The following is a 23,390-nucleotide window of genomic DNA, read 5'->3' on the forward strand; positions in this document are numbered from 1 at the left end:
CCCGCGGCCCCTTCCACACGGGGGCGGGGTTCGGCGCCCCCGGGGGGGCGCCCCCCCCCCCCCGCGCCGGCGTGGCCGCCGATGACCCGTTCGCAGGTCGCCGGCGTCACGGCCGTCTCATGTCAAACGCCCGCGGTGTTACGCGGGCACCGGGAACAGCAGGCTCGCCGCTGCGTCGTCCCGCCCTTCCGCGAGGGCGGCCAGGCCCAGTACATCGACCGGCTCCTGGCCGAGGATTCCGGCGCACCTTTCAGGCCGCCCATGGCCAGCATGAAGAGCATGACGGCGGGGCGTCGTCGGGCAGCCCGAAATCAGTAGTTGACTCCGCAGCTCACTCAACCTGAGCAGCACGCTATGCAGGCCCCGCCAAGGTCCCACTTCCGTGCTCGCGGCCTGATCGATCTGGCGTAGTTCCGTGCTCCCTACGGCAGTTGTCGTGCAAATGCGACACCTATCGTGCTCAGGCTCAGGTGGTTGTGACTTCCAGCGCTAGGTGTCACCGGTGATGGCGTTTGACCTGACGTGTTCTCTCGCGCTTCCAGCGCCTCCTGTCACCAGATTCATGCGGCAGTTGTCACTTCCGGCTGTTTCTCGGCCGAGTTGTCACCAGATCCGGAGATCGCCCTGCTTGCCGCTCTCGACGGTGGTCGTGTGGTGCTGTGGACGGAGTGCGTTCCCTTGTACAGCCAACGTCCCCGGCTGAGGCTCGGGTCGGTGGTCTGTGGTCGCACATCTGCTGGTGGGAAGACTTGCTTGTCCCGGTGTCCGTAGCGCCGGGCAGTGACGGCCTCGGCCTCGGGCCGGGGTGGACGCGCCGTTGGACGGTGACCTGGCGGACAGCGAGCGACGAGGTGTCGTGCACTGTGCGGGACTTGGCCCACACACCTCTCGCGGAGGGAACTCCGATGCGCTGGTTCTCCTGGCGTCGGGCCCAACGCCACCGCCCCAGCCTTCAGTTCCTCGTCAGCACCGGCCGTCATCACGGGGCCGAGAGCTTGGAGGAGGCCCGGCTGCTCCTGGTCCTCGACTTCGCGGCTGGCCTCGTCGACGTGCTGTCGCAGCCCCTGCGGCTGCGGTTCGACACCGCGACCGGCCGCAGGGGACACATCCCGGACTTCCTGGTGGTGACCCGGACCGGCGTCTGGCTGATCGACGTACGGCCACGGGCGCTGATCGCGCCGGAGGACCTGGAGGCGTTCGCCGCGACTGCCGAGGCCGCGCTGGCCTGCGGCTGGCATTACACCGTCGCTGCGGGCTGGAGGGACCATGTCGCCGCAGCGGTCGATGCCTTCTCCTCTCAGCGTCGGTCCTTGTCCGACCCGCTCGGGCTGCGGCTGGCGCTCAGGGACGCGGCCTGCGAGGGTGGCACGTTCGGGGAGCTTGTGGACGCCACCCCGTTTCCGCCGCTGGCCCGTGCGCAGCTTCTGCACCTGCTCTGGCACCGGTGCCTGGGAGCCGATCTGAGCCGACCGTTCGGTGACCGGTCCTTGGTGATTAACCCCGCTGGGGAGGCGTGATGAGGCCGGCGGCAGTCCTGGACCTCTCGCCGGGGGCGGCTCTGGTGCTGGACGGCGGGGAATGGACGGTCGAGCGCCGGGAGCCCGAACTCGGTCGGGTCCACCTGGTCCGCGGCGATGGCGCCCGGCAGCCGGTGAGCTTCCGGTTCCTGGCCAATCACCCCAACTGCCGCCCCTCATCCAGGACTGCGGCTCAGGGCTCCAGCCGGGGCCGTCAACCGAAGACCGTGCAGGACCTGGAGCCGGGAAGGCGGGAACTCGCTGCTTTCCGCCTGGCTCACCTCCTGGAGGTGGAGACCGGCTTCCGCAGCGGCGACCCGCTGCGTCCGGGGCCGGGTGAGCCGAAGCCGGAGTACGACCCGGCCACCACGACGCTGACCGCCCGCCGCCTGGCGAAGGTCGCCGAACTGGGAGGCATGGACCGCCAGCAGGCGAAACTGCTGGGCCTGGACCGGGTCGGCTACCGGACCCTGATCCGCTGGGACCGCCGACGCCGGGAAGCGGGCCTGATTGGCTGCGCGGACGAGCGGTGGCTGCGTGAGAGCGGCGGCCATCCGAGCATTACCGAGGAGGTCCGAGAGGCAATCTTCGCGGTCCGCGCGGAGACCCTGCACCGGTCGAAGGTGACCATGCGGACCCGGGCGCGCATGATCCACCAGTATGTACGCGAGACCTTCCCCGACAGGGACGTCGTCGTCCCCAGCTACCAGACTCTCTGGGTGGTCTGGCGCGAGTGGTTCGGGCCGGGTCGGTCCCGCCAGCGCTACGCGCGCTCAGCCGAACTGCCGTCGAAGAACGGGCACGTGCTCGTTCATCGGCCCGGCCAGGTGGTGGCGCTGGACACCACGGTGCTGCCCGTGATGGTCCGCGAGAGCGTGTTCGGCGATCCGGTGAAATGCCACCTCACGCTCGCGATGGACGTGCACACGCACTCCCTTTGCGCCTTCCGTCTCACCCTGGTCTCCGACCAGTCAGTGGACGTCGCGATGCTGCTGCGGGACGTGATGCTGCCCCTGCCGATGCGGGCAGACTGGGGCGAGGAACTGGAGTGGCCCTATCCGGGCCTGCCCGCCACGGTGGTTGCCGAGTTCGCCGGGCATAGGGTCGCCGGCCTGCCGTTCTTCGCGCCGGAGACCGTGACCACCGACCACGGGTCTGTCTATCGCAACCACCACCTGGTCGACGCCCAGCGGGTGCTCGGCTGCAACATCCTTCCCAGCCGCGTTCTGCGGCCCACGGACAAGTCCGCCTGCGAGCGGGCCTTCGGCGCGATCAGGTCGCTGCTGTTCGAGCAGCTGCCCGGCTACACCGGCATCGACCCCGGCGACCGCGGCGCCGACCCGGAAGGTGACGCGGTGCTGACAATCGACGAGATGGAGCACGTGATCGCCACCTGGATCGTTGCAGTCTGGCAACGGCGCCGGCTGGGCCAGTACGCGCCCAGCTGGGACCCTGGCGGCGACCACAGCCCCAACTCACTGTTCGCTGCCTCGTTCGCCCAGGCTGGATTCGCCATGGAGATCCCCTCGGCGGAACTGTTTTACGAACTGCTGCCCGTCCACCACGTTCGCAAGATCGATGCTCGGCGCGGAGTGAAGATCCGCGGACTTTGGTATGACGCTCCGGCCCTGGACCCTTACCGGGGCCAGCACTCGACCCGCGGCGGACAGCACAAGGGCCAGTGGGTCATCCGCAGGGATCCCCGAGACCGCCGCAGCGTGTTCTTCCAGGACCCGCTCACCCACGACTGGCACCCCCTTGCCTGGACCGGGCTGCCGCCTGATGGGCAGGCCCCCGCCTTCGGTGACGCACGCGTACGCGAACTTCTCAAGAAGGCCCAAGCTTGCGGGCTCAGGCCCCGCACAGACGATGAACTCCTGCCGGTCCTTCTGGAGTTGCTCGGCTCTCGCGTCCCGGTGAGTCAGTGGCCGACCCGGCTCCCGAAATCGGCGCGGACTGAGCACTCCCGTGAGGTCGTCCAGGCCGCCGCTTCGCGAGCTGACCGGCCGCAGAGTGAACCCGCCAAGGTTGCCGTCGGGGATGGGGTGGTCACTCCCTTGCGCTGGCAGGACAGGACGCGTCAGGCCGCGGACAGCATTGATAGCCACCGGCGGCACCGCCGTGAGCAGGCAGTCCAGGAAAGGCCGACGCCGCCGCCTCCGCTGGGTGAGGCCTACCGGCAGCGTGATCTTTTCCTCCTGCCCGAGGATGATGAGGAAGAGGATGGGCATGGCGGACCAGGCGTGGGGTGAAAATGGCATTGTCCCCTTTCTGCGGGCTGGCCCGCCGCCTGACCGCACCAGGGTCGAGGGCTGGCGGCAGTGGCAGGAACGTCGGAGCACTTTCATTCCGGCGCCGCGGCTCACCGCGGAGGAGTTCGCGGCGATGAGCCCGAGACGCCGTGCTCTGCATGACCTGCACCGGACCGCGACGCACGTGAACATGGGGCTGCTGGAGACCCCGATGAGCGCGAAGGTCACCAAGCTGATGCGGGGGCGGATGCGGAACAACGCGCTGAACTTCGAGCCGGGCACTCGCGACGGGCTGATGGTCAGCGGCGGCGGTTACCTGGGCAAGACGGAAACGGCCTGCGATGCCGCGGCCACGTTCGAGATGCTGTGGCGGGATCTTCACCGGCAGCTGCTGCCCGGTCCGGTCCCGGGCACCCGGGACCTGTTCGTCCCCGTCGCCTACTGCCGCACTCCGGTGCGGGCGACACCGAAGGGGTTGTGCGCGGCCGTTCTGGACTTCTACGGGGCGCCGCTGCCGAAGACGCTGAACGGCATGATCCGGGCAGTGCGAGACTCGTTGCGGGACCATCGCACAACGGCCTTGCTGCTGGATGACATCACCAGACTCAGGCTCCACCGTGAGGACGACCAGGACACTCTCGATCTCGTCCGGGAGCTGATGGACCTCAACGTCACCCTGGTGTTGATCGGTGTCGACATCCCCCGTTCGGGGCTGCTGAGGAGCGGCTACCCCGATCCTCGCACGGGGCAGTGGGTCTTCCCGCCGGCTAAGCCGGGGAAGAGTTACAACCCGTCGGCTGCCACGCAGACTGAGCGGCGTTTCGACCTGATCGATCTTGATCCGTTCGACTACGACACCGCTGAGGGCATGACCGCGTTCATCCAGCACCTGGCTGGCATCGAAGACAGGCTGAGGCTGTTCCGGGCCCGGCCAGGGATGCTCACCGAAGGCGGGATGCCGGAGTACCTGTTCCGCCGCACCCGCGGCATCGTCGGGCTCCTCAAACGGCTGATCGAGGACGGATGCACCGAGGCGATCGAGTCGGGGGCCGAGGAGCTGACCCCGGAACTGCTGTCAGCGATCCCGATCAACCTGGGCAATCTCACCGACCGTGACCCAACAGCCGGGGAGATTCCCGAAGTTCCCATGGATGTTCCCGTCCCTGCCCGGAAGCCCCGCAGGAAGGGACGTAACACCGTTTACGACGACCGCGGTGGAAGCGCGGCCGGTGGCTGAGCCGCCCAGCCTGTCCTCCTTGCGGTCGCTGCCCAGGAGCCTGGACCCGCTGGAGGATGAGTCACTGCCCGGCTATGTGCTGCGGCTTTCGCACCGGCTGGGCGTCGGACCGGGACCGCTGATCCTCCGCATGGGGATCCCCAGCAGCCGGAAGGACAGGACGACCCTCATCCGCATCCCGATCTCCTGCGCGATCAATCTCGGCGAAGCCGACCTTGACGCTTTCTGCCACGCCACCCGTCTCTCCCGCCAGGAGACAGTTGGCCTGCTGCTGGCCTCGCTCGGAACCCGCTACGGCCCCTTGAGCTCCGAATTTCGCGGCCGGAGCAGTTCCGGCACCAGTCGCCTGCAATACAACAACCCCTGGCTCCTGACCACGCGGACCCAGTATTGCCCCGACTGTCTCGGCGGAGACGGTTCGGAGATCCAGCAGCGTCACGGCGGCGCCTGGCGCAGGCTCTGGAGGCTTCCGCCGGTCTTCTCCTGCCCGCACCACGAACGATTTCTCCGCCGCTACTGCCACCTCTGCGGCGAACTGGCCCAGAATCGCCACAGCAACGACCTGATTGCCCGGCCGCGAGACAGCGACCTGCATCCTGTCCGATGCCGAGCGACCCCGAAGCCGGGGAATCCCCGGGCGGTGAGCCCAGCCTGCGGAGCCGACCTCACCCAAGCTCCCAGGAGTGAGGAGCCGATGCCCCGAGACCATCAATCACGCGACGTCCTCTTCACACTGCAGAAGAAGTACCTGTCGTTCCTGTCCCCGGAGGGTCCCGAGCAGGTCAGCAGCATCGGCTGGCTGACCCCCACGGCACAATACTTTCAAGACCTCCGCGGCGTCGTCGCCCTGATTTTCATGACCTGGCCCGAAGCCCGGCCCCACGCGGCCACCGCGCGACCGCCTACAACCCTTCGGTGATCACCGAGTCCCACATCGACGTAGTCAGAGACGGTACCGCGCCAGCGCGGTACACCTTCAGCGTGCCCTCGGCGTCCCCCACGGACAGCGGTGCGGCGGATCTGACCTACCGCCGAACATGGGTCTTCGCGAGCGGGGAATGCGCTGGCGAAGAACTGATCCCCGCGCTGCGCCGGTTCCTCGATTGGATGCGCGACGAGGCCATCCCCAGAGCTGAGGCTGCCTGAGCCCCAAGGTGCCAGCGACTCGCCGGGCCGTCAGCTGATCGGTGGCACCGTCGGGTGTTCTGAACGAACCGCTGGATCTTGGGAGTATGCGGTTCGTTCAGACAGGCTCCTGGAGGTCACCGTGTCCGAGGCCCTGCACAGGGTCCACTTGCCTTACGTTCCTTCTCCGAACTACCGGGGGCGTCCCGTGATCAGGTGACGCGACGATCAGTCCCGAGGGGAAAGGCCGGTATGGGCCGGAGGTCGGCGGGGTGTTAGCTTCCTGCCTGTGTTAGACCACCAGGATGAGACCAGGGCGGCCTACGACGGGGTCGTCGAGATCTATGCGTCGATGTTCACTAGCCGGTTGGAGACGCGGCCGTTCGCGCGGAACATGATCGGCACCTTCGCCGAGCTCGTGCGTGATACGGGGAACTTGCGGGTAGCCGACATCGGGTGCGGACCCGGTCATCTGACGGCCATGCTGCACGACTTGGGGCTGGACGCCTTCGGGATCGACTTCTCCCCGGCCATGGTCGACCACGCGCGGCGGGCCCAGCCGGCGTTGCGGTTCGACGAAGCGCGAATGGAGGCCCTGCCGGTCGAGGACGGCACGCTCGGTGGAATGCTGGCCCACTACTCGATGATCCATACCCCACCTGAAGAACTGCCCGCGCTACTCGCTGAGCAGGCGCGTGTTCTGGCACCAGGGGGTCTGCTCCTGGTGTCCTTCTTCGGGACCGAGGGGCCGGAACCGGTCCGCTTCGATCACAAGGTGGCGCCCGCCTATAGCTGGCCGGCGGAGCAGTTTGCCAAATTGCTGGCCGAGGCCGGGCTCGTCGCGGTGGCTCGGTTGCTCCACGACCCAGCGTCCGAGCGCGGCTTCCTCGACACACACTTCCTGGCCCGCCGCCCGTAGCTGACCTGCGAAAACTCTTGAGTTAGTTCGGTCAACATGCCTTACAGCTCCTCAGCACCCTAGATAATTGCGGAAACTGAAGACTCTCAGCCTGAACGGGTGCCGACGAACGTGTCACCAGCCGCAACCGCGGTTGATCATTGTGGCTAGCTCAAGGGCAGACCGCCCAAGCTGACGGCTCGGCAGCAGGTCCACAGGGTCGCGCAGCACTCCACCGGCGAGCACTCCCATCGCCGACCTCGCCGAGTTGTTCTCTGTGTCGAGAGCGACGGTGTACCGCGTTCTGGAGTGGGCCCGACCGTCCAGCGACGTGCATAGCTGACGCGTTACGGTGACGACCGTTTAATCACCTGGCGGCGGAGCCTCCCACGGCGAAGCGATCCATCCTTTCGGCTCCCACCCGTACCGTCTCAGTCTTCTCGCCTCGTCCACACGCCCGGCCGCGTGCAGCAGATCGGTGGCCAAGGTCAGGGAGCCAGTGTTACCAGCTTCAGCATGGGCTCTCAGCCGCTCCAGGGCCTCGGCAATCCGTGTGGGCCTCTGCAGCAGCCAGGCGTAGTCGTCCCGCAGCATCAGGGGAGCCCACTGCGTGGTGACCCTCGCGCCGTCGACGACGTTGCGTTGGACCCAGGCATCGGCGTCCTCAATCTGCTGCATCTTCTCCAGCAGAGCGTTCATCCCCAAGGGGGCGGAATCGCTCGCCTCGGAAGCAAGCCGATGGCATGTCAAGGCCTCGTCTGTCATACCGCGTCTGGTCAGCAACAGGACTGCCCATCCCAGAGCGAGAAGGTCACCAGTTTCGGCGCCGCGCTGATACCAAGCGATCGCTTCTTCCTCCCGGTCGGCCATGCGCAGGATGTCGGCCGCCGGTCTCAGAGCACGGGTGGCACCAGCCTCGACGGCGCCCTGGTACAGGCGCATGGCGATGCGGAAGAGACCACGGGCGTGGGCTGCGCGGGCGAGTGATGCACGGCCCGACGGAGTGCCGTGGTCAATCAGAACGTCCCATGTATGAGCCGGAACCGGAACGACGAGAGCGTCACGGGCTCCGGGAACCGGGGGAACGGTGCTGCTGTGCCGGCCGTGTTGTTCGAGGTAGTCGGCGAGACGGTAGTGGGGTTGCGCGAAGGCGGGGTGGCCGCGTCGCGGCCGGATACGGGTCAGCGGGCCGCGAGTGCCGCGCACCGGGCAGGCGACATAGGCGAGGGACCGTTCGAGCCAGTCGTCCTCCAGCAGGTCCCACTGCGTCTCGGTGAGATAGCCCTCGGCGGCGGCCTCCAGCAGAGCCAGGGGCAGGGCGAGGCCGTGACCAAGGCTGCGCACGTCCATCGCGGCCTCGATCAGCGCCTTTGCACCTGGGGATGCGTTGTTGTAGCGCTCGATCAGGGCGGGGACGCCTGCCAGGTACTGGGTGACCTGCCCTTGCTCCGCGTGCTGAAGAGCTTCGGCCAGACGGGGGTCGCAGGTGGTGGACTGTGCAGTCGTGAGTTCCTCAACAGTGAAGGCCTCGGGGACGGTGATGCTCTTGTTCGAGACCAGTTGGCGGGCCTGCACGTACGGGTCTGGTGGTACGGGCCTAGTCCTGGGGACATCGGTGAGCGTGTCCCAGTGCTCGGGCCAAGTGGTGCCCAGGATCAGCACCGGGCCGCGTTCGGGGTCGTTCAGCAGCTCACGGAGGCCGGAGGCGACCTGCGCGCTGTGGTCACGGTCAAGGAGGTAGTGCTGGGCATCGTTGAGCCACACCACGGTCTGCGGCGCCACCAGTTCCAGGTTCCTGATCACGGCTGTCGGCTGATCGGGCTCGATCGGATGCCACAACCGCCATCCGTCCGGCAGGTTCTTGACCGCTTCCCAGCAGGCCCGGGTCTTGCCCGTGGAAGACCCGCCGACCAGTACCGCGATGCCGCTCTGCCCGTTCGCGGCGGCGGCCACCAGCGAGCCCAGCCGAGTGTCGAACTCACGTCTGACGTAGGCGGGTAGTGCGCTGATCCTGCCGACTGCGGCGCCGCCGTCGAGGGCCGGGTGTACCTCCAGGTCGTTCAGAACGAGCCGATCGTCGAACTCGGCAATGGGTCGGCCGACGTAGCGGCTTACCGCCCGGGTACCAGGTGGTACGGCGGTGACGGGCTGAGGTGTTCTGGCCTGTTCCCACCGCTTCTTCCACAGTTCCTTCGTGCTCACCCACTGCCCTGTCGCTTTGGCGCGGTCCGGTCCGGTGAGTGTGTCGGGTCGAGGTTGCCCGGACCATTCCAGCAGGACCTCGACCAGGGTCCACAGGGTCTTGAAGTCCTTGGCCGGGGCGCCCCTTTCGAACCAGCCGCCGACGGTGGTTGGCGAGAGGGACTGCTGGAGCCGACGGCCAGCCTCGGCGATGGCGTCCGTGCGGTCCCGGCCCTGAAGCGCGTTGGCCTCCAGCTTGCGCAGTTCCGAACGCAAGATCTCTCGTCCGGTACTCAGGTCCGTCCTCTTGCTCACCGCACACCCTCCCCGGTCCTGCGGATCCGTCGGATCCGTCCGACGGCCAGCTCAGCACTCCTGTGAACTGGGCTTTTGATGCTGGTATCTGTCCGGTCCGGTAAAGCTTCAGCCCTGCGGGGCGGTCGGCTGTGATGTTCCTCGTGCGGCCCATCCGATGGCTGCACGAAGGGAGGGAATGCCATGAACATCACCGCCTGGGCCACCCTGGTGCCCGTAGCCATCGCGCTCGTCGCCGCTGCCGCGGCTGTGCTGATCGTCATCGTCGTGGTGAAGGGCACAGCCTCGCGTGACCGCGCCACGGTGCTGAAGGCTGTCGCCGAGGTGATCCGTGCCGTACGCGGCAGCCGTAGATGACGGCCCATCAGCCTCGTCACCGGGCGCCCCTCCAGGTGGGGCGCCGGTGGCGAGCATCGTCGCACTCCGCTTGCCCGCCACGAGCTCCAACTCGTCGAGTACCGTCCAGTGCTCAACCAGCTCATCCATCCCCACCGGCAGTCGCCCACGAACACGCATACTGCCGGACAACCCAGGTCAACGCCGCCGAAAGCAACAAATGATCAACGGCATCTGCGGCTCGTGACCCGTTCGTTAACGACAGCCCGTGAACCTGGTGGTGGGTGGCCACGATGCGAAGGCTGTCGTGGTCGCCGAAATAATCGGCACAGACATGTCCGACCCGCGTGGTACGACTGCAGCGCAGCAGAGTTCGAGCAGACGGGCGGTCAGTAGTGGGGCGACAGGAAGAAGCGATCCGCGTTGCGGATGAGCTCTTGGCCGACATCGAGCTCAAGCGGTTGAAGGCGTCCGAGGTCGTCCTGAAGGCCAGCCGGCTCGCCCGGCTGGTCGGCCACACCGAGTTGACGGAGTTCCTCGGATTCGAGCGCAACGGATACCCGATCGACGGTTCCGTCAGGCCTTGGATCGGACGAGCGGGCCGGTGGGCCGACAAGGAGAAGAAGACCTTCCACACCGGCTCGATCGCGAAAGTGGAGGCGCAGGTCGAGTCTGCCCAGCAGGCCATCGACGCCATGCGCGGCGGGGGCAACTATTCGGGCGACAATGCCCTACTTGCCTCGCGCCGCCACGACGAACGGATCCTCCAGTCCTCGGCCGTTTTCGGCACGTGGGCCGGGATCTGCGGGCAAGTTGTCGCGACCGTCTACGACATGATCACCGAGATCTACCACGAGCTCCTGTTCAGCGAGCTCCAGGCGAGTCTGTTCGCAAACACCCAGGAGAGGGTCGACGGGGCGTTGGCGGCGGCGAGCGGGACTGCGCTCGAAAAGATCGAGCGCATCTCTGACCGCCTCCGGGACGGGGACCGCGAGTCTGTCAGCCAGGCCCTCACCACCTGCCGTCGGCTGATCGATTCCTCCGCGGATTACCTGTTCCCGGCCCGGGACGAGTTGTACAAGATCGGGGACGAGGTCGACCTGAAGGTCGGGCCGCAGCAGGTGCTGAATCGGCTCCAGGCCCACACCCACGCATGTGGGGCGTCCAAGAGTCGCAGGGACCGGCTACGTCGGACCTTGTCCGATCTCTACGCCCGGTGCTCCGCAGGCACTCACGCTGAGGTCACCATCGACGAGGCCCGCTTCATCTTCCTGCAGACCTACATCGCCCTCGGCGAGATCCTGACCCTGAGCGCGGCGCCCGAGCACGGCGACTCCTGATTCCGGTTGCCCGCCTGACATGTGCGGGACCACTGGTGACAAGAATCGCTGGAAAGTGACACCTATCGCGTGAAGTCACAGGTGGTCCCGCGCGTGGCGTGGCGCACTTTTGCAAGCGGGTGCTTGCAATAGTTAGCAGCGGTGGTGCAAGGTGGAGGCATGGCAACGCTCAACGTCGGCAATCTCGGTGAGTACCTGCGCGAGCAGCGGCGCAACGCGCAGCTGTCGCTCAGGCAGCTCGCCGATGCCGCCGGGGTGTCCAATCCGTATCTGAGCCAGATCGAGCGCGGGCTGCGCAAGCCGAGCGCGGAGGTGTTGCAGCAGGTCGCCAAGGCGCTGCGGATCTCCGCCGAGACCTTGTACGTGCGCGCCGGAATCCTCGACGCCGAGCGGGACCTGGACGAGGTGGAGACGCGTGCCGTCATACTCGCCGATCCCACGCTGAACGAGCGGCAGAAGCAGGTGCTGCTCCAGATCTACGAGTCCTTCCGCAAGGAGAACGGATTCGGGATCGACGGCGACGAGACGTCCGGTGCGGACGGGCAGGTCGCGCAGGCCGCGAAGAGCGACGGTGCGCAGGATGCCAAGGACGCCCAGGACGCTCAGGACAGAGCCAACGCCGTGGACGGCACCCGCACGACCGGCGACAGCGACGCCGACCCGCAGCAGGCGGCCGGTTAGACCGGACCAGGGCGCCGACCGCCCGACTGCGGACCACAAAACCCTCAGCCGAACGTGAATCCGGGAGGACCCTCACCATGGCCATCACCGACGACCTGCGCAAGACCTTCAGCGACCCGACCCCGCTCTACTTCGCCGCCGGCACCGCCGACCTGGCCCTGCAGCAGGCCAAGAAGGTGCCCAGTCTGGTGGAACAGCTGCGCGCCGAGGCCCCGGCCCGTATCGACGCCGTCCGCAACACCGACCCCAAGGCCGTCCAGGAGAAGGCCCAGGCGCGCGCCAAGGAGGCCGGCGCCAAGGCCAAGGAGGCGCAGGAGACCATCCAGGCCAAGGTCGGCGAGTTCATCACCACCCTCGACGGTGACTTCAAGAAGCTCGGCAGCACGATCGACGCGGACCTGAAGAAGTTCGGCGAGAGCGCCCAGGACTTCGCCCTGCGCGGTGTCGGCGTCGCCGCCGAGTACGCGGTCAAGGCCCGCGAGACCTACGAGAAGGTCGCCGAGCACGGCGAGCAGACCGTGAAGACCTGGCGTGGCGAGGCCGCCGAGGAGATCGAGGAACTGGCCGTCGCCGTCGAGCCGAAGACCGAGCCGAAGCCGCAGCCGGTCCAGGTCAAGGAGGAGCCGAAGCCCGCCGAGGCCAAGGCCGAGCCCGCCAAGAAGACCGCGGCGAAGAAGGCCCCGGCCAAGAAGACCACCGCCAAGAAGACGACGCCTCCGGCGAAGTAGGTCCCGGACGGCGAGCAGTACACCGTAGTACGCAACGGGCCGGGCACCTTTGGGGTGCCCGGCCCGTTCTACGGGTACGGTGGCCGTAAGACGACTCGACCCGGGCGGTGGGCAATAGTGCTGATGACGGCATTCGGCGGCTTCATGTCGCTGCTCTACCTGGCCATGCTGGTGCTCGCGGTGGTGGCGCTGGTCATGGCCGCTATGGCGCGCGAGGACGCGTATCGCGCCGCTGACAAGCAGAACAAGATGTTCTGGCTGATCATCCTGGGCATCACGGTCGTGGTGAACCTCGTGGTTCCCTTCCTCTTCCTGCAGATCGCCGGGCTCATCGCCACGATCGTCTTCTTCGTCGATGTCCGGCCCGCCATCCGGCAGGTGTCCGGCGGGGGCGGTGGCGGCCGACGCGGCGGTTCGAGCAGCGACGGTCCGTACGGGCCGTACAACGGCGGTCGGTGACCCCCTGGACGCGCGACACACAGCGGTGCAGCCTACGGCCGCTGTCGCTGCGTTCTGACAGCTAACCCTCGCGGTCCAGCAGCACGACCGCCACGTCGTCCGTCAGCTCGCCGCCGTTGAGTTCGCGGACCTCGTTCACCGCGGCCCGCAGCAACTCCTCGCCGCGCAGACCCTCGGAGAGCTGGCGGCTGACCATGGCCATCATGCCGTCCTGACCCAGCCGCTCGCCGCCCTTGCCGACGCGGCCCTCGATCAGGCCGTCGGTGTACAGCATCAGGCTCCACTCGGCGCCCAGCTCCACCTGCATCCGCGGCCAGCGGGCGCCCGGCAGCAGGCCGAGGGCGGGGCCGTTGTTGTCGTACGGCAGCAGCTGGACCGGCAGGCCCGGGCGGGCGAGCAGCGGGGACGGGTGCCCGGCCAGGCACAGGCCCGCGCGGCGGCCGTCGGGGGAGATGTCCACCGTGCACAGGGTCGCGAAGATCTCGTCGTCGGAGCGCTCGTGCTCGAGGACCTGCTGGAGCGTGCCGAGGAGTTCGTCGCCGCACAGCCCCGCCAGGGTCAGCGCGCGCCAGGCGATGCGCAGCTCCACGCCGAGCGCCGCCTCGTCCGGGCCGTGGCCGCAGACGTCGCCGATCATGGCGTGGACCGTGCCGTCCGGGGTGCGGACGGTGTCGTAGAAGTCGCCGCCGAGCAGGGCGCGCGAGCGGCCGGGACGGTAGCGGGCGGCGAAGCGGAGCGGGGAGCCATCGAGCAGCGGTGTGGGCAGCAGGCCGCGTTCCAGGCGGCGGTTCTCCTGGGCGCGCATCCGGCCTTCGGCGAGCCGCCGCTCGGCCGTGTCGGAGCGTTTCCGCTCGACCGCGTACCGGATCGCCCGGCTCAGCAGCCGTCCGTCCAGCTCGTCCCGGAACAGGTAGTCCTGGGCACCCACCCGCACCGCGTCGGCGCCGCGCTCGGCGTCGCCGGAGGCGGTGAGGGCGAGGACGGCGTGCCGGGGCGCGAGCTGAAGTACGTGCTTCAGTACGGCCAGCTCGTCGTCGTCATCGGCCCGGCCCGGGGCGGGCAGCGCGAGGTCCAGCAGGATGCAGTGGACGTCGTCGGTGAGCAGCCGCTCGGCCTCGGTGAGGTTGCGGGCGGTGCGGACGCGGATCGGCTTGCCGGCCGAGTCCAGCAGCTCGGGCACGACCGTGGAGCCGCCCGGGTCGTCCTCGATCACCAGCAGCGTCAGGTTCGTGGTGGCGGTCGCGGTGGCGCTCTTGGGTGTGTTGCCGGTGTTCCCGGCCGTGGTGCTTCCGGCCGGGCCCTCCGTGCGCGGGGACTCTTCCCTGGAGGAGCCGGTGCCTGAGGACGCGGGCTGCGCCTGACCACTCTCCACGGCCGGGATCCCTCTCTGCCGCGGTATGGGTACGGGCATCGTCTTGGGTTCCTTCCCTCCCCCCGAGGGCACGGCAGGGCGAGGGACCTCGACCTACCGACGGGGACCATAGCGGTTGTCGGCGCCGCAACGGAATGGTGTGAGGCACGTCGCCTGGACGCAGGCCGCTGTCATATGCCGCGATCCGTACCGCAGTTGGACAGGACGGTAGCGGGCGGGGGATGACGAAGCTCACGTCCGCCGGGGGTTTGGCAGGGGTTTGGGCGTGGGCCAGGTCACGTGGCGGCGGTCACGGGAGCCGTCCGGATTGCCCGGCTTACCCCTCTTGCCGCCCTGCTTGCCGGGCTTACCCGCTTACGCGGTCGCCGGGCTCACACCTCCGGCCGTACCACCGCGAGGATCGGCATGGACCCCGCCCCGGCGATCGTCACCGTCCGCTTCGGCCGTGGGGCGTGCACCATCGCCCCGTCGCCGATGTACATCGCGACGTGACTGGCGTCCTCGAAGTAGATGATCAGGTCTCCGGGGCGCATGTCCTGGACATCGATCCGCTTCAACTGCTTCCACTGCTCCTGCGACGTACGCGGGATGGCCGTCCCGGCGCTCGCCCAGGCCTGCGAGGTCAGTCCGGAGCAGTCGTACGCCTTCGGTCCCTCCTCGCCCCATCCGTACGGCTTGCCGATCTGGGCCGTGGCGTACTCCACCGCCTTCTTGCCCGCCGCCGTCGCCTCACCGCCGATGTCGTCGATGACGCCGGAGTCGAGCCAGGCGGTCTGGGCCTTGAGGGCGGCCTCCTCCTCCAGCCGGGCGAGGCGCTCCTTGTCCTCCTTCTCCAGCTGGGACTCGAGCTTCTCGGCCGCCGCGATCTGCTTCTCGATCTGCTTCTGGGCCGCCGCCTTGGCCTTGCGGCCCGCCTCCAGCTCTTTCCACTGGGCGGAGGCGTCCTTGGCGTACAGCTCCAAGTCCTGCTGGGTTCGGGTCATCTGGCCGATCAGGGCCTTGGTGGCGCGCTCGCCCTGGAGTACCCGGCCGGCGCCGTCGAGGAACTGCCGCGGGTTGTCGCTGAGCATCAGCTGCGCCTCGTCCGGCAGCCCGCCGCTGCGGTACTGGGCGCGGGCGGCGGCTCCCGCGCGTTCCTTCAACTCGTCCAGCTTCTCCTGGCCCTTGACGATCTTCTTCGCCAGCTGCACGATCTCGGCCGACTGCTTCTCGGCCTTCTCCTCGGCGGCGTTGTACGCGTCCGTGGCGGCGGCGGCCTCGCGGTAGAGCTTGTCGAGCTTCAGGCGTACGGCCTCAAGGTCCTTGTTGGGCAAGGGGGTCGGGGAGGCGCTCGGTGTCGGTGCCGGGCTGGGACTCGCGAACGCCGTGCCCGGAGCCGCCAGCACGGTGACCGCGCAGACCACGGTCACGGCCGCCGCGATCAGGCCACGCTTGCCCGTACCCATACCTGTGCCCCCAACCTGATTAACCGTCAGTAACTTACGGCGCCTGGGGGATCGTGCCATGAATACGCGCAAAACGACAGAGGTCCACGCGCACGACGACGGAGTCGGTGCTTCCCCCCTTTCCACCCCCGGCAAGACGATCTCCCCGCCTTTGTGACGAACGACTCAGGGAGATCGTTCCCCGCAGCTCAGGAGGTATCCGCGGGATCGGGTTCAGCGGAGCGGCGCCAACGCCTCCCACGCCACCGTCACTTCGCCCTGGCGCCACCGCGCCGGCCCGTCCGTCACCGGCCAGTCGGCCGCCAGGTCCCGCACCGCCCGGATCCAGCGCTGGCGGGCGCCGTACGAGGCGTAGGGCGCGGCGGCCGCCCAGGCGCGGTCGAAGTCGCGGAGGAAGGCGTGTACCGGCTCGCCGGGGATGTTGCGGTGGATGAGCGCCTTCGGCAGGCGCTCGGCGAGGTCCGAGGGTCGCTCCAGGGACCCCAGCCGGGCCGCGAAGGTGACCGTGCGCGGTCCCTCCGGCCCGAGCGCGACCCACACGTGCCGGCGTCCGATCTCGTCGCAGGTCCCCTCGACGAGCAGTCCGCCGGGTGAGTCCCGGGTGGCCGGGGCCAGGCGGGCACACAGCCGCTCCCATACGGCGGCGACCTCGTCCTCGTCGTACTGGCGCAGCACATTGGCGGCACGGATGAGGTGGGGTCGCTGGGGGAGCGGGATCTCGAAGCCGCCGTGCCGGAAGAGGAGCCCGTCGCGCTCGTACGGCCGCGCCGCCGCGACCCGGGCCGGTTCGATCTCGACGCCGACCACGCGCGCGCGTGGGGCGACGGTACGGAGGCGGGCGAGCAGTTCGACGGCCGTCCAGGGGGCGGCGCCGTAGCCGAGGTCGACGGCGACGGGATCGGCGGCGCGGCGCAGTTCGGCGCCGCGCGCGGCCGCGATCCAGCGGTCCATGCGGCGCAGGCGGTTGGGGTTGGTCGTCCCGCGCGTCACCGTTCCCACGGGGCGGGTGGCTGCGCGGGATGTCATGCGTACGAGGGTAAGCGGCTCCTGGGCGGTCCCTGGGCGGCCTCTGTGTCATGGCTCCCGCCGCATTCCTGACGCACCCCGCCCTCGAACGGTTGAGCGACCCGGGGTAATGCCTCGGCAAAAACCGCCACGCCCGGAATGGGAATGCATCCTTCCGGCGTTGCCTCCCTCGGAGGGCCCCGCACCCTCTGTACGGCATGCCCGCAGCAAGGAGGAACGCCACGTGAGCCACTACGTCAGCAGGCTCGGGCGTCGCTCTCCGGCGGCCCCCTCACGACTGCGGCTGCACCGTCGCCCCCGCCGCGTCGCCATGCTGTCCGTGCACACCTCACCGCTCCACCAGCCCGGCACCGGCGACGCCGGAGGCATGAACGTCTACATCGTGGAGCTCGCGCAGCGCCTCGCCGCGATCAACATCGAGGTGGAGATCTTCACCCGGTCCACGACCGCCGCCCTCCCGCCGACCGTGGAGCTCGCCCCGGGCGTCCTCGTCCGGCACGTCGACGCCGGCCCCTACGAGGGCCTCGCCAAGGAGGAGCTCCCCGCCCAGCTGTGCGCCTTCACACACGGCGTGATGCAGGCCTGGGCCGGCCACCGCCCCGGCTACTACGACCTGGTCCACTCGCACTACTGGCTCTCCGGCCACGTCGGCTGGCTCGCCGCCCAGCGCTGGGGCGCCCCCCTGGTGCACGCCATGCACACCATGGCCAAGGTCAAGAACGCCAACCTCGCGGACGGCGACACGCCCGAGCCGGCCGCCCGCGTCATCGGCGAGACCCAGATCGTCGCCGCCGCCGACCGGCTGATCGCCAACACGGCCGAGGAGGCCGGCGAACTCGTCCGGCACTACGCCGCCGACCCCGCCAAGGTCGCCGTAGTGCACCCCGGCGTGAACCTCGACCGCTTCCGCCCCTTCCCCCAGGCCTCCGACCGGCTTCGGGCCGATGACGTGCCCGCCGCCCGCGCCGCCGCCCGCGCCCGCCTCGGCCTCCCGCAGGACGCCCTGATCCCGCTCTTCGCCGGCCGCATCCAGCCCCTGAAGGCCCCGGACGTGCTGCTGCGCGCGGTCGCCCTCCTCCTCGACCAGCGCCCCGACCTGCGCTCCCGCATTCTCGTCCCCGTCGTCGGCGGCCCCTCCGGCAGCGGCCTCGCCAAGCCGGAGGGTCTGCAGAAGCTGGCCGCGCGCCTGGGCATCGCCGATGTCGTACGGTTCCAGCCGCCCGTCGGCCAGGAGCAGCTCGCCGATTGGTTCCGGGCCGCGTCCGTGCTGGTCGTGCCCTCCTACAGCGAGTCCTTCGGCCTGGTCGCCATCGAGGCGCAGGCGGCCGGCACGCCGGTGCTCGCGGCCGCGGTGGGCGGGCTGCCGGTGGCCGTGCGCGACGGACAGACCGGGTTCCTCGTACGCGGACACGATCCCGCCGACTACGCGAGCGTGCTGCGCGATTTCGCCGACGCCCCCGCGCTCTCGGCGCGGATGGGCGCGGCCGCCGCCCGGCACGCACAGTCCTTCGGCTGGGACACCGCGGCCGCCGCCACGGCGGACGTCTACGCGGCGGCGGCCCAGTGGCACCGGCGTCACGTACGCTCCCACCATGGCTGACGCACGGAAGGCAGCACAGGTCGTCGAAGGCGTGCTGAAGGACGCCGAACTCGAATGGGAGAGCCCCGCACCGGGCAACTACGTCGTCAAGCTCCCCGGCACCCGCAAGCTGTCGACGACGGTGTCCTTGCTGGTGGGCCGTCACTCCCTGTCTCTCAACGCCTTCGTCATCCGCCACCCCGACGAGAACGAGTCCGGCGTCCACCGCTGGCTCCTGGAGCGCAACCTCAAGCTGTACGGCGTGAGTTACGCCGTAGACTCCCTCGGCGACGTCTACCTCACCGGCAAGCTGCCGCTGTCCACGGTCACCGCCGACGAGATCGACCGCCTCCTCGGCCAGGTCCTGGAGGCGGCGGACGGCAGCTTCAACACGCTTCTGGAGCTGGGGTTCGCGTCGGCGATCCGCAGGGAGTACGAGTGGCGGACGTCGCGCGGGGAGTCGACGCGCAACCTGGACGCCTTCGCACATCTCACCCGGCGCTCCCAGGAGTAGCGCCTCCGTACAACCTCTGTGGGCTCACCGCGGTCTCAATCGCCGTCAAGCCCTACCAGCAAAGAGGTTGTGCAATGCGCACAGGCAGAACCGGCACCGCGGCCGCGCTCGCGGGAGCGCTCGCCTTCGTGGCGTTCACCGCGCCGGCCGCGGAGGCGGCGGACACCGGCATCACGGTGACCAAGATGGTCGTGAACAACGGCAAGCCCGTCGTCGTGGGCATCAGCGAGGAGAAGTTCCCCAGCGTCAGCTTCCGCGTGACCTGGCCCTCGGGCTACACGCCCACCACCATCGACGCGTTCCCGTACCTGTACCACGGCACCACGGCCGCGGCCGGCGCGGACCACGGCGGCATCTACATGGGCAGCGTCACGTTGTACGACGACAGCCCGACCTCGGCGGACGCCGACGGCGAGCTGTACATCGACCCGCGCTACACCCTGGACTCCAACAACGACGCCACGACCTGGAAGATCGCCGTCGCCGCGCGGCTGTGGGACGAGTCGGACACCAGGATCAAGGCCGAGGAGTACCTGACCGGCTTCGGCAGCGTGCAGGTCAAGCGCGCGGCGCGGGCCACCGTGAACGCCTCCCCCGAGCCGGTCGCCAAGGGCAGGACGATCACCGTGACGGGCAAGGCCACGCGCGCGGACTGGGTGAAGCACGCGTACGTCGGTTACGGCAACAAGCTGGCCAAGCTCCAGTTCCGCAAGGCGGGCACGAGCACCTACACGACGGTCAAGTACGTGCGGGCGAGCTCCACCGGTTACCTGAAGACCACGGTCACCGCCTCCGCCGACGGCTACTGGCGCTGGACCTTCGGCGCGACCTCGACGACGGGCGGCGCGACGGCTAAGGGCGACTACGTCGACGTCACCTGACGAGACTCGCCTGCCGGGCCTCGGCGCAGGGCGTCGTAGCCGACGAAGGTGAACATGCGCTCTCCGCGCGCGAGCGGCCGGGGTTCGCCGGTGAACCGGTGGGCCCCGACGGCCTGCGTGAGCGTGGGATCGGACACCCACAGGCGCTCGAATCCGCGTTCCTCCAGCCAGGCGCACACCTGCGGGACGAGGTCCGGAGCCTTGCGGTTGCGCGTCCACACGACCGTGCCGCCCGCACGGCACAGCTGGGTGCAGTGGTCGAGGGTGCGTTCGACGTCGGCGTCGGCGATGTTGCCGAGCGTGCCGCACACCAGGACCAGGTCGGCGGGCACCAGATCGGCGTAGTGGTCGGTCAACGAGGCATCTCCGGCGACGACTTCGACGCCCGACAGCCCGGCTGCCTCGGCCGCACGCCGGGCGACTGCCACGTTGCGCTCGTCCAACTCGACCAGCCGGGCACGGACGTCGCCGCCCCGCGCGTGCTCCGCGAGCACGCCGATCAGGTCCCGGCCCTGCCCGGCGCAGAGGCTGACGGCTCTCAGCGGTCCCGGCGGGGCGTCGTCGAGGGCGAGCCGGATGCGCTCCTGGACGAGGGCCAGGCGTCGGCTGAGCCAGGAGTCGGGAGTTTCGTACGCGTCGTGCCACTCGTGCCAGTCCATGCCCGGAGCCTACGGTGATCTCCCGCACCCGTCCGGGCATATCGCCCCGGCGTCACCCCCACCAACTTCCGGAATTGACGGGTGAGATGGGACTGGTCGTAGAAGCCGGTCACCGCCGCGACCTCCCCCGGCGGCCGCCCGTCGAGCAGCAGCCGGCGGGCGCGGTCGACGCGGCGGGACATCAGGTACTGGTGCGGGGCGATGCCGTACGCGGTGCTGAACGCCCGTACGAGATGGGTGCGATGGGCGTGGAGCAGCCCGGTCGCCTCATCGAGGGTGAGGCCCTGCACCACGCGCTCGTCGAGGAGTTCGCGCAGCCGGCCGGCGAGGGCGGGGTCGGGGCGGCGGGTGCCCGCCACGTCCTTGTCCTTGGGCCGCAGCCGCGCGCGCAGCCGCTCACCGATGAGGGTCAGCCGGCTGTCCGCCTCCAGCTCGTCGCCGGGCCGCGCGAGGGCGGCGTGCAACTGGCCGACGCGCAGGCGCAGTGCGGGGTCGCGGAGATCGGGGGAGTCCACCGCCGGGCCGATCAGGTCCTCGCCCAGCCGGGAGCCGTCCAGGTACAGGACACGCTTGCGGAAGCCGTGCGGGGTGGCGGGGGAGCCGTTGTGCGGGACGTGCGGCGGGAGGAGGGAGACCGAGTCGTGCGGGGTGCCGTGCTCGTGCCGGTCGAGGTCGTACCGTACGGCGCCGTCGTCGACGATGAGCAGCGTCCAGGCCTCGTGGACGTGCATCGGGTACGCGTACTCGGTGAAGTGGGCGTGGAAGACCTCGGTGACGCCCGGGACCCGGGGGCGCCACGCGGTGACTTCCTGCAGGGCGGCCATGCAAAGAACGTACAAGACGGTGTCGTAGGGCGACCGGCAGTCTCGAGGCATGAACGCCGAAACCGCCGAAACCGCCGAAACCGCCGAAACCGCCGAAACCGCCGACAACGCCGACAACACCGAACCGATCCGCTTCGACACCAAGATCGCCGTCCTGCTGCGCGAGGACCTGGAGCCGTGGCAGCGCCTGAACGTCACCGCGTTCCTCGTCAGTGGCCTGGGTTCCACGGCCCCCGAGGTGATCGGGCAGCCGTACGAGGACGCCGACGGGGTGGCCTATATGCCGATGTTCCGGCAGCCGGTGCTGGTCTTCGAGGGCACGAAGGAGACGCTGACGGCGGCCCACGCGCGCGTGCTCTCCCGCTCCCTGCCACGCGCGGTCTTCACGAGCGACCTGTTCTCGACGGGCAACGACCGGGACAACCGGGCGGCGGTGCGGGCTGTGGGGACGGGGGAGCTGGACCTGGTGGGGATCGCGGTGTACGGGCCGCGGAACGCGGTGGACAAGGTGATGAAGGGGGCTCGGATGCATCCGTGAGGTCAGCGGGTGCGCTTCATCGGGCTCAGCAGGGAGTCGGCGTCAGGCCGTACGGACTTCCGGTTCCGTACCGGCGAGGGTGACGTCGGCAGCCGCCGGGGACTCCGCCGGGAGGCGGCGCATGAGGACGCCGTAGCCGAGCGCCGCTCCCGTGCCGACGACCGCGCACATCCCCCACAGCCACCGGGCACCGAAGTGGTCGATGACCGCGCCGGACATCAGCGGCGCGATCAGGGCGGCGAGGGACCAGGACATGGTGTACATGCCCTGGTAGCGGCCACGGCCCTGGGCGGGGGAGAGGCGGACGACGAGGCCGGTCTGGGTGGGCGCGTTGACCATCTCGCCCAGCGTCCACACGCACACCGTGAGGGCGAACAGGCCCACGGAGCCGGCGAAGGCGGTGAGTCCGAAGCCGTATCCGGCGAGCAGGGACGAGACGACGAGCAGCCGCCTGGGATCCCGGTCCGCGATGAAACGGGTCACCGGGATCTGCAGTGCCACGATCAGCGCACCGTTGACGGCGATGGTCATGCCGTATTCGGCGGGCGTGAACCCGGCCTCGCCCATGGCCACGGGCAGCCCGACCGACCCCTGCTGGAAGATCAGCGCGACGAGGAAGGACAGCCCGACAACACCCATGAACCGCCCGTCGCGCAGGACGGTACCCAGCCGGACGTCGTCCTGTGCTTCCTTGGCGCCGGCCTGCGCAGTGGGCCGGGACTCGGGCAGCTTGACGAAGACGACGACCGCGCAGACCGCCGTCATCCCGGCCTCGATCAGGAACCCGGCGAGATAGCTGAACTCGGCGATGAACCCGGCGGCCATGGAGGAGACGGCGAAGCCGAGGTTGATGGCCCAGTAGTTGAGCGAGAAGGCCCGTACACGGTCCTCGGGCCGCACGATGTCCGCCATCATCGCCTGGACGGCCGGTCGGGAGGCGTTGGAGGCCATGCCGACGAGGAACGCGACGGCGGCGATGGCGACGGGGTGGTGCACGAACCCGAGGAGTGCGACGGAGAGGGCGGTCGCGCTCTGGGCGACGAGCAAGGTGGGTCGCCGCCCCAGCCGATCGGCCATCACACCGCCCCCCAACGAGGAGATGACACCGCCCAGGCCGTACAGGGAGGCGACGAGTCCGGCGTACGAGGCGGAGTAGCCGCGGTCCAGGGTCAGGTACAGCGCCATGAAGGTGGCGACGAACGCGCCGAGCCGGTTGACCAGCGTGCTGGTCCACAGCCACCAGAAATCCCGGGGGAGCCCGGAGACGGTTTCGCGGACGGCGCGTCTCAGGGCGGTGACTGACATGCGGATCCCCCACGGATGTAAGCGAATGCAAGCGAATGTAAGCGGCTCAAGCGGTGAGCACACATTACGAGTGACGCGGAGGGGAGGCCATTCAATTAACAAATCCCGTCAACGGTCCACCGATCAGCCCGCCCATCAGCCCGCCCTGCGTCCGCTCCTCGGGCGCGGCCCGCACCCG

General features: G+C 69.3%; 23 protein-coding genes. 16 read left to right on the forward strand and 7 right to left on the reverse strand.

The annotated features are described in order from the left end of the window. Positions 1-863 precede the first annotated feature (863 nt). The 7 genes from ABT063_RS04845 to ABT063_RS04875 all read left to right on the forward strand — a co-directional run bounded on the left by ABT063_RS04845 (position 864) and on the right by ABT063_RS04875 (position 7,372). Positions 864-1,517, forward strand: coding sequence for a TnsA-like heteromeric transposase endonuclease subunit (locus tag ABT063_RS04845; protein ID WP_351055721.1), 654 nt, complete (start codon positions 864-866; stop codon positions 1,515-1,517). After that, complete coding sequence (locus ABT063_RS04850) at positions 1,517-3,769, forward strand: transposase (RefSeq protein WP_351055722.1); 2,253 nt, start codon at positions 1,517-1,519, stop codon at positions 3,767-3,769. The genes ABT063_RS04845 and ABT063_RS04850 overlap by 1 nt, the downstream gene beginning before the upstream one ends. Beyond that, the gene (locus ABT063_RS04855; RefSeq protein WP_351055723.1) at positions 3,747-5,006 is read left to right on the forward strand and encodes an AAA family ATPase; all 1,260 of its coding nucleotides are present in this window, start codon (positions 3,747-3,749) and stop codon (positions 5,004-5,006) included. The genes ABT063_RS04850 and ABT063_RS04855 overlap by 23 nt, the downstream gene beginning before the upstream one ends. After that, positions 4,984-5,925, forward strand: coding sequence for a TniQ family protein (locus ABT063_RS04860; protein WP_351055724.1), 942 nt, complete (start codon positions 4,984-4,986; stop codon positions 5,923-5,925). The genes ABT063_RS04855 and ABT063_RS04860 overlap by 23 nt, the downstream gene beginning before the upstream one ends. Further along, on the forward strand, positions 5,922-6,152 hold the full coding sequence (locus ABT063_RS04865) for a hypothetical protein (protein ID WP_351055725.1): 231 nt from the start codon (positions 5,922-5,924) through the stop codon (positions 6,150-6,152). Before ABT063_RS04860 ends, ABT063_RS04865 begins: the two co-directional genes overlap by 4 nt. 268 nt (positions 6,153-6,420) lie before the next feature. Then, positions 6,421-7,050 carry a class I SAM-dependent methyltransferase gene (locus tag ABT063_RS04870; RefSeq protein WP_351055726.1) on the forward strand — a complete coding sequence of 210 codons (630 nt, stop codon included), beginning with the start codon at positions 6,421-6,423 and terminating at the stop codon, positions 7,048-7,050. A gap of 229 nt (positions 7,051-7,279) precedes the next feature. Continuing rightward, positions 7,280-7,372 carry a helix-turn-helix domain-containing protein gene (locus ABT063_RS04875; protein WP_351056135.1) on the forward strand — a complete coding sequence of 31 codons (93 nt, stop codon included), beginning with the start codon at positions 7,280-7,282 and terminating at the stop codon, positions 7,370-7,372. 20 nt (positions 7,373-7,392) lie between these two features. On the opposite strand, the gene ABT063_RS04880 is transcribed toward ABT063_RS04875, so the two are convergent. Continuing rightward, positions 7,393-9,525 (reverse strand): tetratricopeptide repeat protein, encoded by a 2,133-nt coding sequence (locus tag ABT063_RS04880; protein ID WP_351055727.1) that lies wholly within the window; start codon positions 9,523-9,525, stop codon positions 7,393-7,395. A gap of 183 nt (positions 9,526-9,708) precedes the next feature. On the opposite strand from ABT063_RS04880, the gene ABT063_RS04885 reads away from it, so the two are divergent. The 5 genes from ABT063_RS04885 to ABT063_RS04905 all read left to right on the forward strand — a co-directional run bounded on the left by ABT063_RS04885 (position 9,709) and on the right by ABT063_RS04905 (position 13,069). Next, positions 9,709-9,882, forward strand: a complete 174-nt coding sequence (locus tag ABT063_RS04885; RefSeq protein ID WP_351055728.1) for a hypothetical protein — start codon at positions 9,709-9,711, stop codon at positions 9,880-9,882. A gap of 416 nt (positions 9,883-10,298) precedes the next feature. Next, complete coding sequence (locus ABT063_RS04890) at positions 10,299-11,201, forward strand: AbiTii domain-containing protein (protein ID WP_351055729.1); 903 nt, start codon at positions 10,299-10,301, stop codon at positions 11,199-11,201. A gap of 159 nt (positions 11,202-11,360) precedes the next feature. Next, the gene (locus ABT063_RS04895) at positions 11,361-11,882 is read left to right on the forward strand and encodes a helix-turn-helix domain-containing protein (RefSeq protein WP_351055730.1); all 522 of its coding nucleotides are present in this window, start codon (positions 11,361-11,363) and stop codon (positions 11,880-11,882) included. A 77-nt stretch (positions 11,883-11,959) separates the two neighbouring features. Then, positions 11,960-12,610 (forward strand): hypothetical protein, encoded by a 651-nt coding sequence (locus ABT063_RS04900; RefSeq protein ID WP_351055731.1) that lies wholly within the window; start codon positions 11,960-11,962, stop codon positions 12,608-12,610. A gap of 123 nt (positions 12,611-12,733) precedes the next feature. Next, complete coding sequence (locus ABT063_RS04905) at positions 12,734-13,069, forward strand: DUF2516 family protein (RefSeq protein WP_373559184.1); 336 nt, start codon at positions 12,734-12,736, stop codon at positions 13,067-13,069. A 61-nt stretch (positions 13,070-13,130) separates the two neighbouring features. On the opposite strand, the gene ABT063_RS04910 is transcribed toward ABT063_RS04905, so the two are convergent. The 3 genes from ABT063_RS04910 to ABT063_RS04920 all read right to left on the reverse strand — a co-directional run bounded on the left by ABT063_RS04910 (position 13,131) and on the right by ABT063_RS04920 (position 16,912). Further along, on the reverse strand, positions 13,131-14,480 hold the full coding sequence (locus ABT063_RS04910; protein ID WP_351055732.1) for a PP2C family protein-serine/threonine phosphatase: 1,350 nt from the start codon (positions 14,478-14,480) through the stop codon (positions 13,131-13,133). 332 nt (positions 14,481-14,812) lie between these two features. Beyond that, entirely contained in the window at positions 14,813-15,886 is a 1,074-nt protein-coding gene (locus tag ABT063_RS04915; protein WP_351055733.1) for a C40 family peptidase, read from the reverse strand. 213 nt (positions 15,887-16,099) lie between these two features. Beyond that, complete coding sequence (locus ABT063_RS04920) at positions 16,100-16,912, reverse strand: class I SAM-dependent methyltransferase (RefSeq protein WP_351055734.1); 813 nt, start codon at positions 16,910-16,912, stop codon at positions 16,100-16,102. Positions 16,913-17,135: 223 nt separating this feature from the next. Between ABT063_RS04920 and mshA the strand changes: the two genes are divergently transcribed. The 3 genes from mshA (at position 17,136) to ABT063_RS04935 (ending at position 19,886) form a co-directional block, all read left to right on the forward strand. Further along, positions 17,136-18,512 (forward strand): D-inositol-3-phosphate glycosyltransferase, encoded by a 1,377-nt coding sequence (gene mshA / locus ABT063_RS04925; protein WP_351055735.1) that lies wholly within the window; start codon positions 17,136-17,138, stop codon positions 18,510-18,512. Further along, positions 18,505-19,005 (forward strand): type III secretion system chaperone family protein, encoded by a 501-nt coding sequence (locus ABT063_RS04930; protein WP_351055736.1) that lies wholly within the window; start codon positions 18,505-18,507, stop codon positions 19,003-19,005. Before mshA ends, ABT063_RS04930 begins: the two co-directional genes overlap by 8 nt. A 74-nt stretch (positions 19,006-19,079) precedes the next feature. Beyond that, positions 19,080-19,886, forward strand: coding sequence for a hypothetical protein (locus ABT063_RS04935; protein WP_351055737.1), 807 nt, complete (start codon positions 19,080-19,082; stop codon positions 19,884-19,886). On the opposite strand, the gene ABT063_RS04940 is transcribed toward ABT063_RS04935, so the two are convergent. Both ABT063_RS04940 and ABT063_RS04945 read right to left on the reverse strand, forming a co-directional pair. Continuing rightward, positions 19,868-20,485, reverse strand: a complete 618-nt coding sequence (locus ABT063_RS04940) for a class I SAM-dependent methyltransferase (protein WP_351056136.1) — start codon at positions 20,483-20,485, stop codon at positions 19,868-19,870. The genes ABT063_RS04935 and ABT063_RS04940 overlap by 19 nt on opposite strands. After that, positions 20,425-21,369 (reverse strand): helix-turn-helix domain-containing protein, encoded by a 945-nt coding sequence (locus ABT063_RS04945; RefSeq protein ID WP_351055738.1) that lies wholly within the window; start codon positions 21,367-21,369, stop codon positions 20,425-20,427. Before ABT063_RS04945 ends, ABT063_RS04940 begins: the two co-directional genes overlap by 61 nt. 49 nt (positions 21,370-21,418) lie before the next feature. Here ABT063_RS04945 and ABT063_RS04950 point away from each other — a divergent pair, with 49 nt between their 5' ends. Next, positions 21,419-21,907 (forward strand): DUF2000 family protein, encoded by a 489-nt coding sequence (locus tag ABT063_RS04950; RefSeq protein ID WP_351055739.1) that lies wholly within the window; start codon positions 21,419-21,421, stop codon positions 21,905-21,907. A 42-nt stretch (positions 21,908-21,949) separates the two neighbouring features. Here ABT063_RS04950 and ABT063_RS04955 read toward each other — a convergent pair whose 3' ends face one another. Further along, complete coding sequence (locus tag ABT063_RS04955) at positions 21,950-23,212, reverse strand: MDR family MFS transporter (RefSeq protein WP_351055741.1); 1,263 nt, start codon at positions 23,210-23,212, stop codon at positions 21,950-21,952. Positions 23,213-23,390 lie beyond the last annotated feature (178 nt).

Origin of the sequence: Streptomyces sp. NPDC002838 (assembly GCF_040295365.1) — a bacterium.
Taxonomy (GTDB): Bacteria; Actinomycetota; Actinomycetes; order Streptomycetales; family Streptomycetaceae; genus Streptomyces.

Bases quoted from the DNA above. Each gene is read 5' to 3' on its own strand.
- ABT063_RS04895 (WP_351055730.1), top strand. From the start codon at position 11,361: ATGGCAACGCTCAACGTCGGCAATCTCGGTGAGTACCTGCGCGAGCAG.
- ABT063_RS04935 (WP_351055737.1), top strand. From the start codon at position 19,080: ATGCGCACAGGCAGAACCGGCACCGCGGCCGCGCTCGCGGGAGCGCTC.
- ABT063_RS04950 (WP_351055739.1), top strand. From the start codon at position 21,419: ATGAACGCCGAAACCGCCGAAACCGCCGAAACCGCCGAAACCGCCGAA.
- ABT063_RS04885 (WP_351055728.1), top strand. From the start codon at position 9,709: ATGAACATCACCGCCTGGGCCACCCTGGTGCCCGTAGCCATCGCGCTC.
- ABT063_RS04850 (WP_351055722.1), top strand. From the start codon at position 1,517: ATGAGGCCGGCGGCAGTCCTGGACCTCTCGCCGGGGGCGGCTCTGGTG.
- ABT063_RS04920 (WP_351055734.1), bottom strand. From the start codon at position 16,912: ATGACATCCCGCGCAGCCACCCGCCCCGTGGGAACGGTGACGCGCGGG.
- ABT063_RS04945 (WP_351055738.1), bottom strand. From the start codon at position 21,369: ATGGCCGCCCTGCAGGAAGTCACCGCGTGGCGCCCCCGGGTCCCGGGC.
- ABT063_RS04915 (WP_351055733.1), bottom strand. From the start codon at position 15,886: ATGGGTACGGGCAAGCGTGGCCTGATCGCGGCGGCCGTGACCGTGGTC.
- ABT063_RS04855 (WP_351055723.1), top strand. From the start codon at position 3,747: ATGGCGGACCAGGCGTGGGGTGAAAATGGCATTGTCCCCTTTCTGCGG.
- ABT063_RS04955 (WP_351055741.1), bottom strand. From the start codon at position 23,212: ATGTCAGTCACCGCCCTGAGACGCGCCGTCCGCGAAACCGTCTCCGGG.
- ABT063_RS04930 (WP_351055736.1), top strand. From the start codon at position 18,505: ATGGCTGACGCACGGAAGGCAGCACAGGTCGTCGAAGGCGTGCTGAAG.
- ABT063_RS04905 (WP_373559184.1), top strand. From the start codon at position 12,734: ATGACGGCATTCGGCGGCTTCATGTCGCTGCTCTACCTGGCCATGCTG.
- ABT063_RS04900 (WP_351055731.1), top strand. From the start codon at position 11,960: ATGGCCATCACCGACGACCTGCGCAAGACCTTCAGCGACCCGACCCCG.
- ABT063_RS04910 (WP_351055732.1), bottom strand. From the start codon at position 14,480: ATGCCCGTACCCATACCGCGGCAGAGAGGGATCCCGGCCGTGGAGAGT.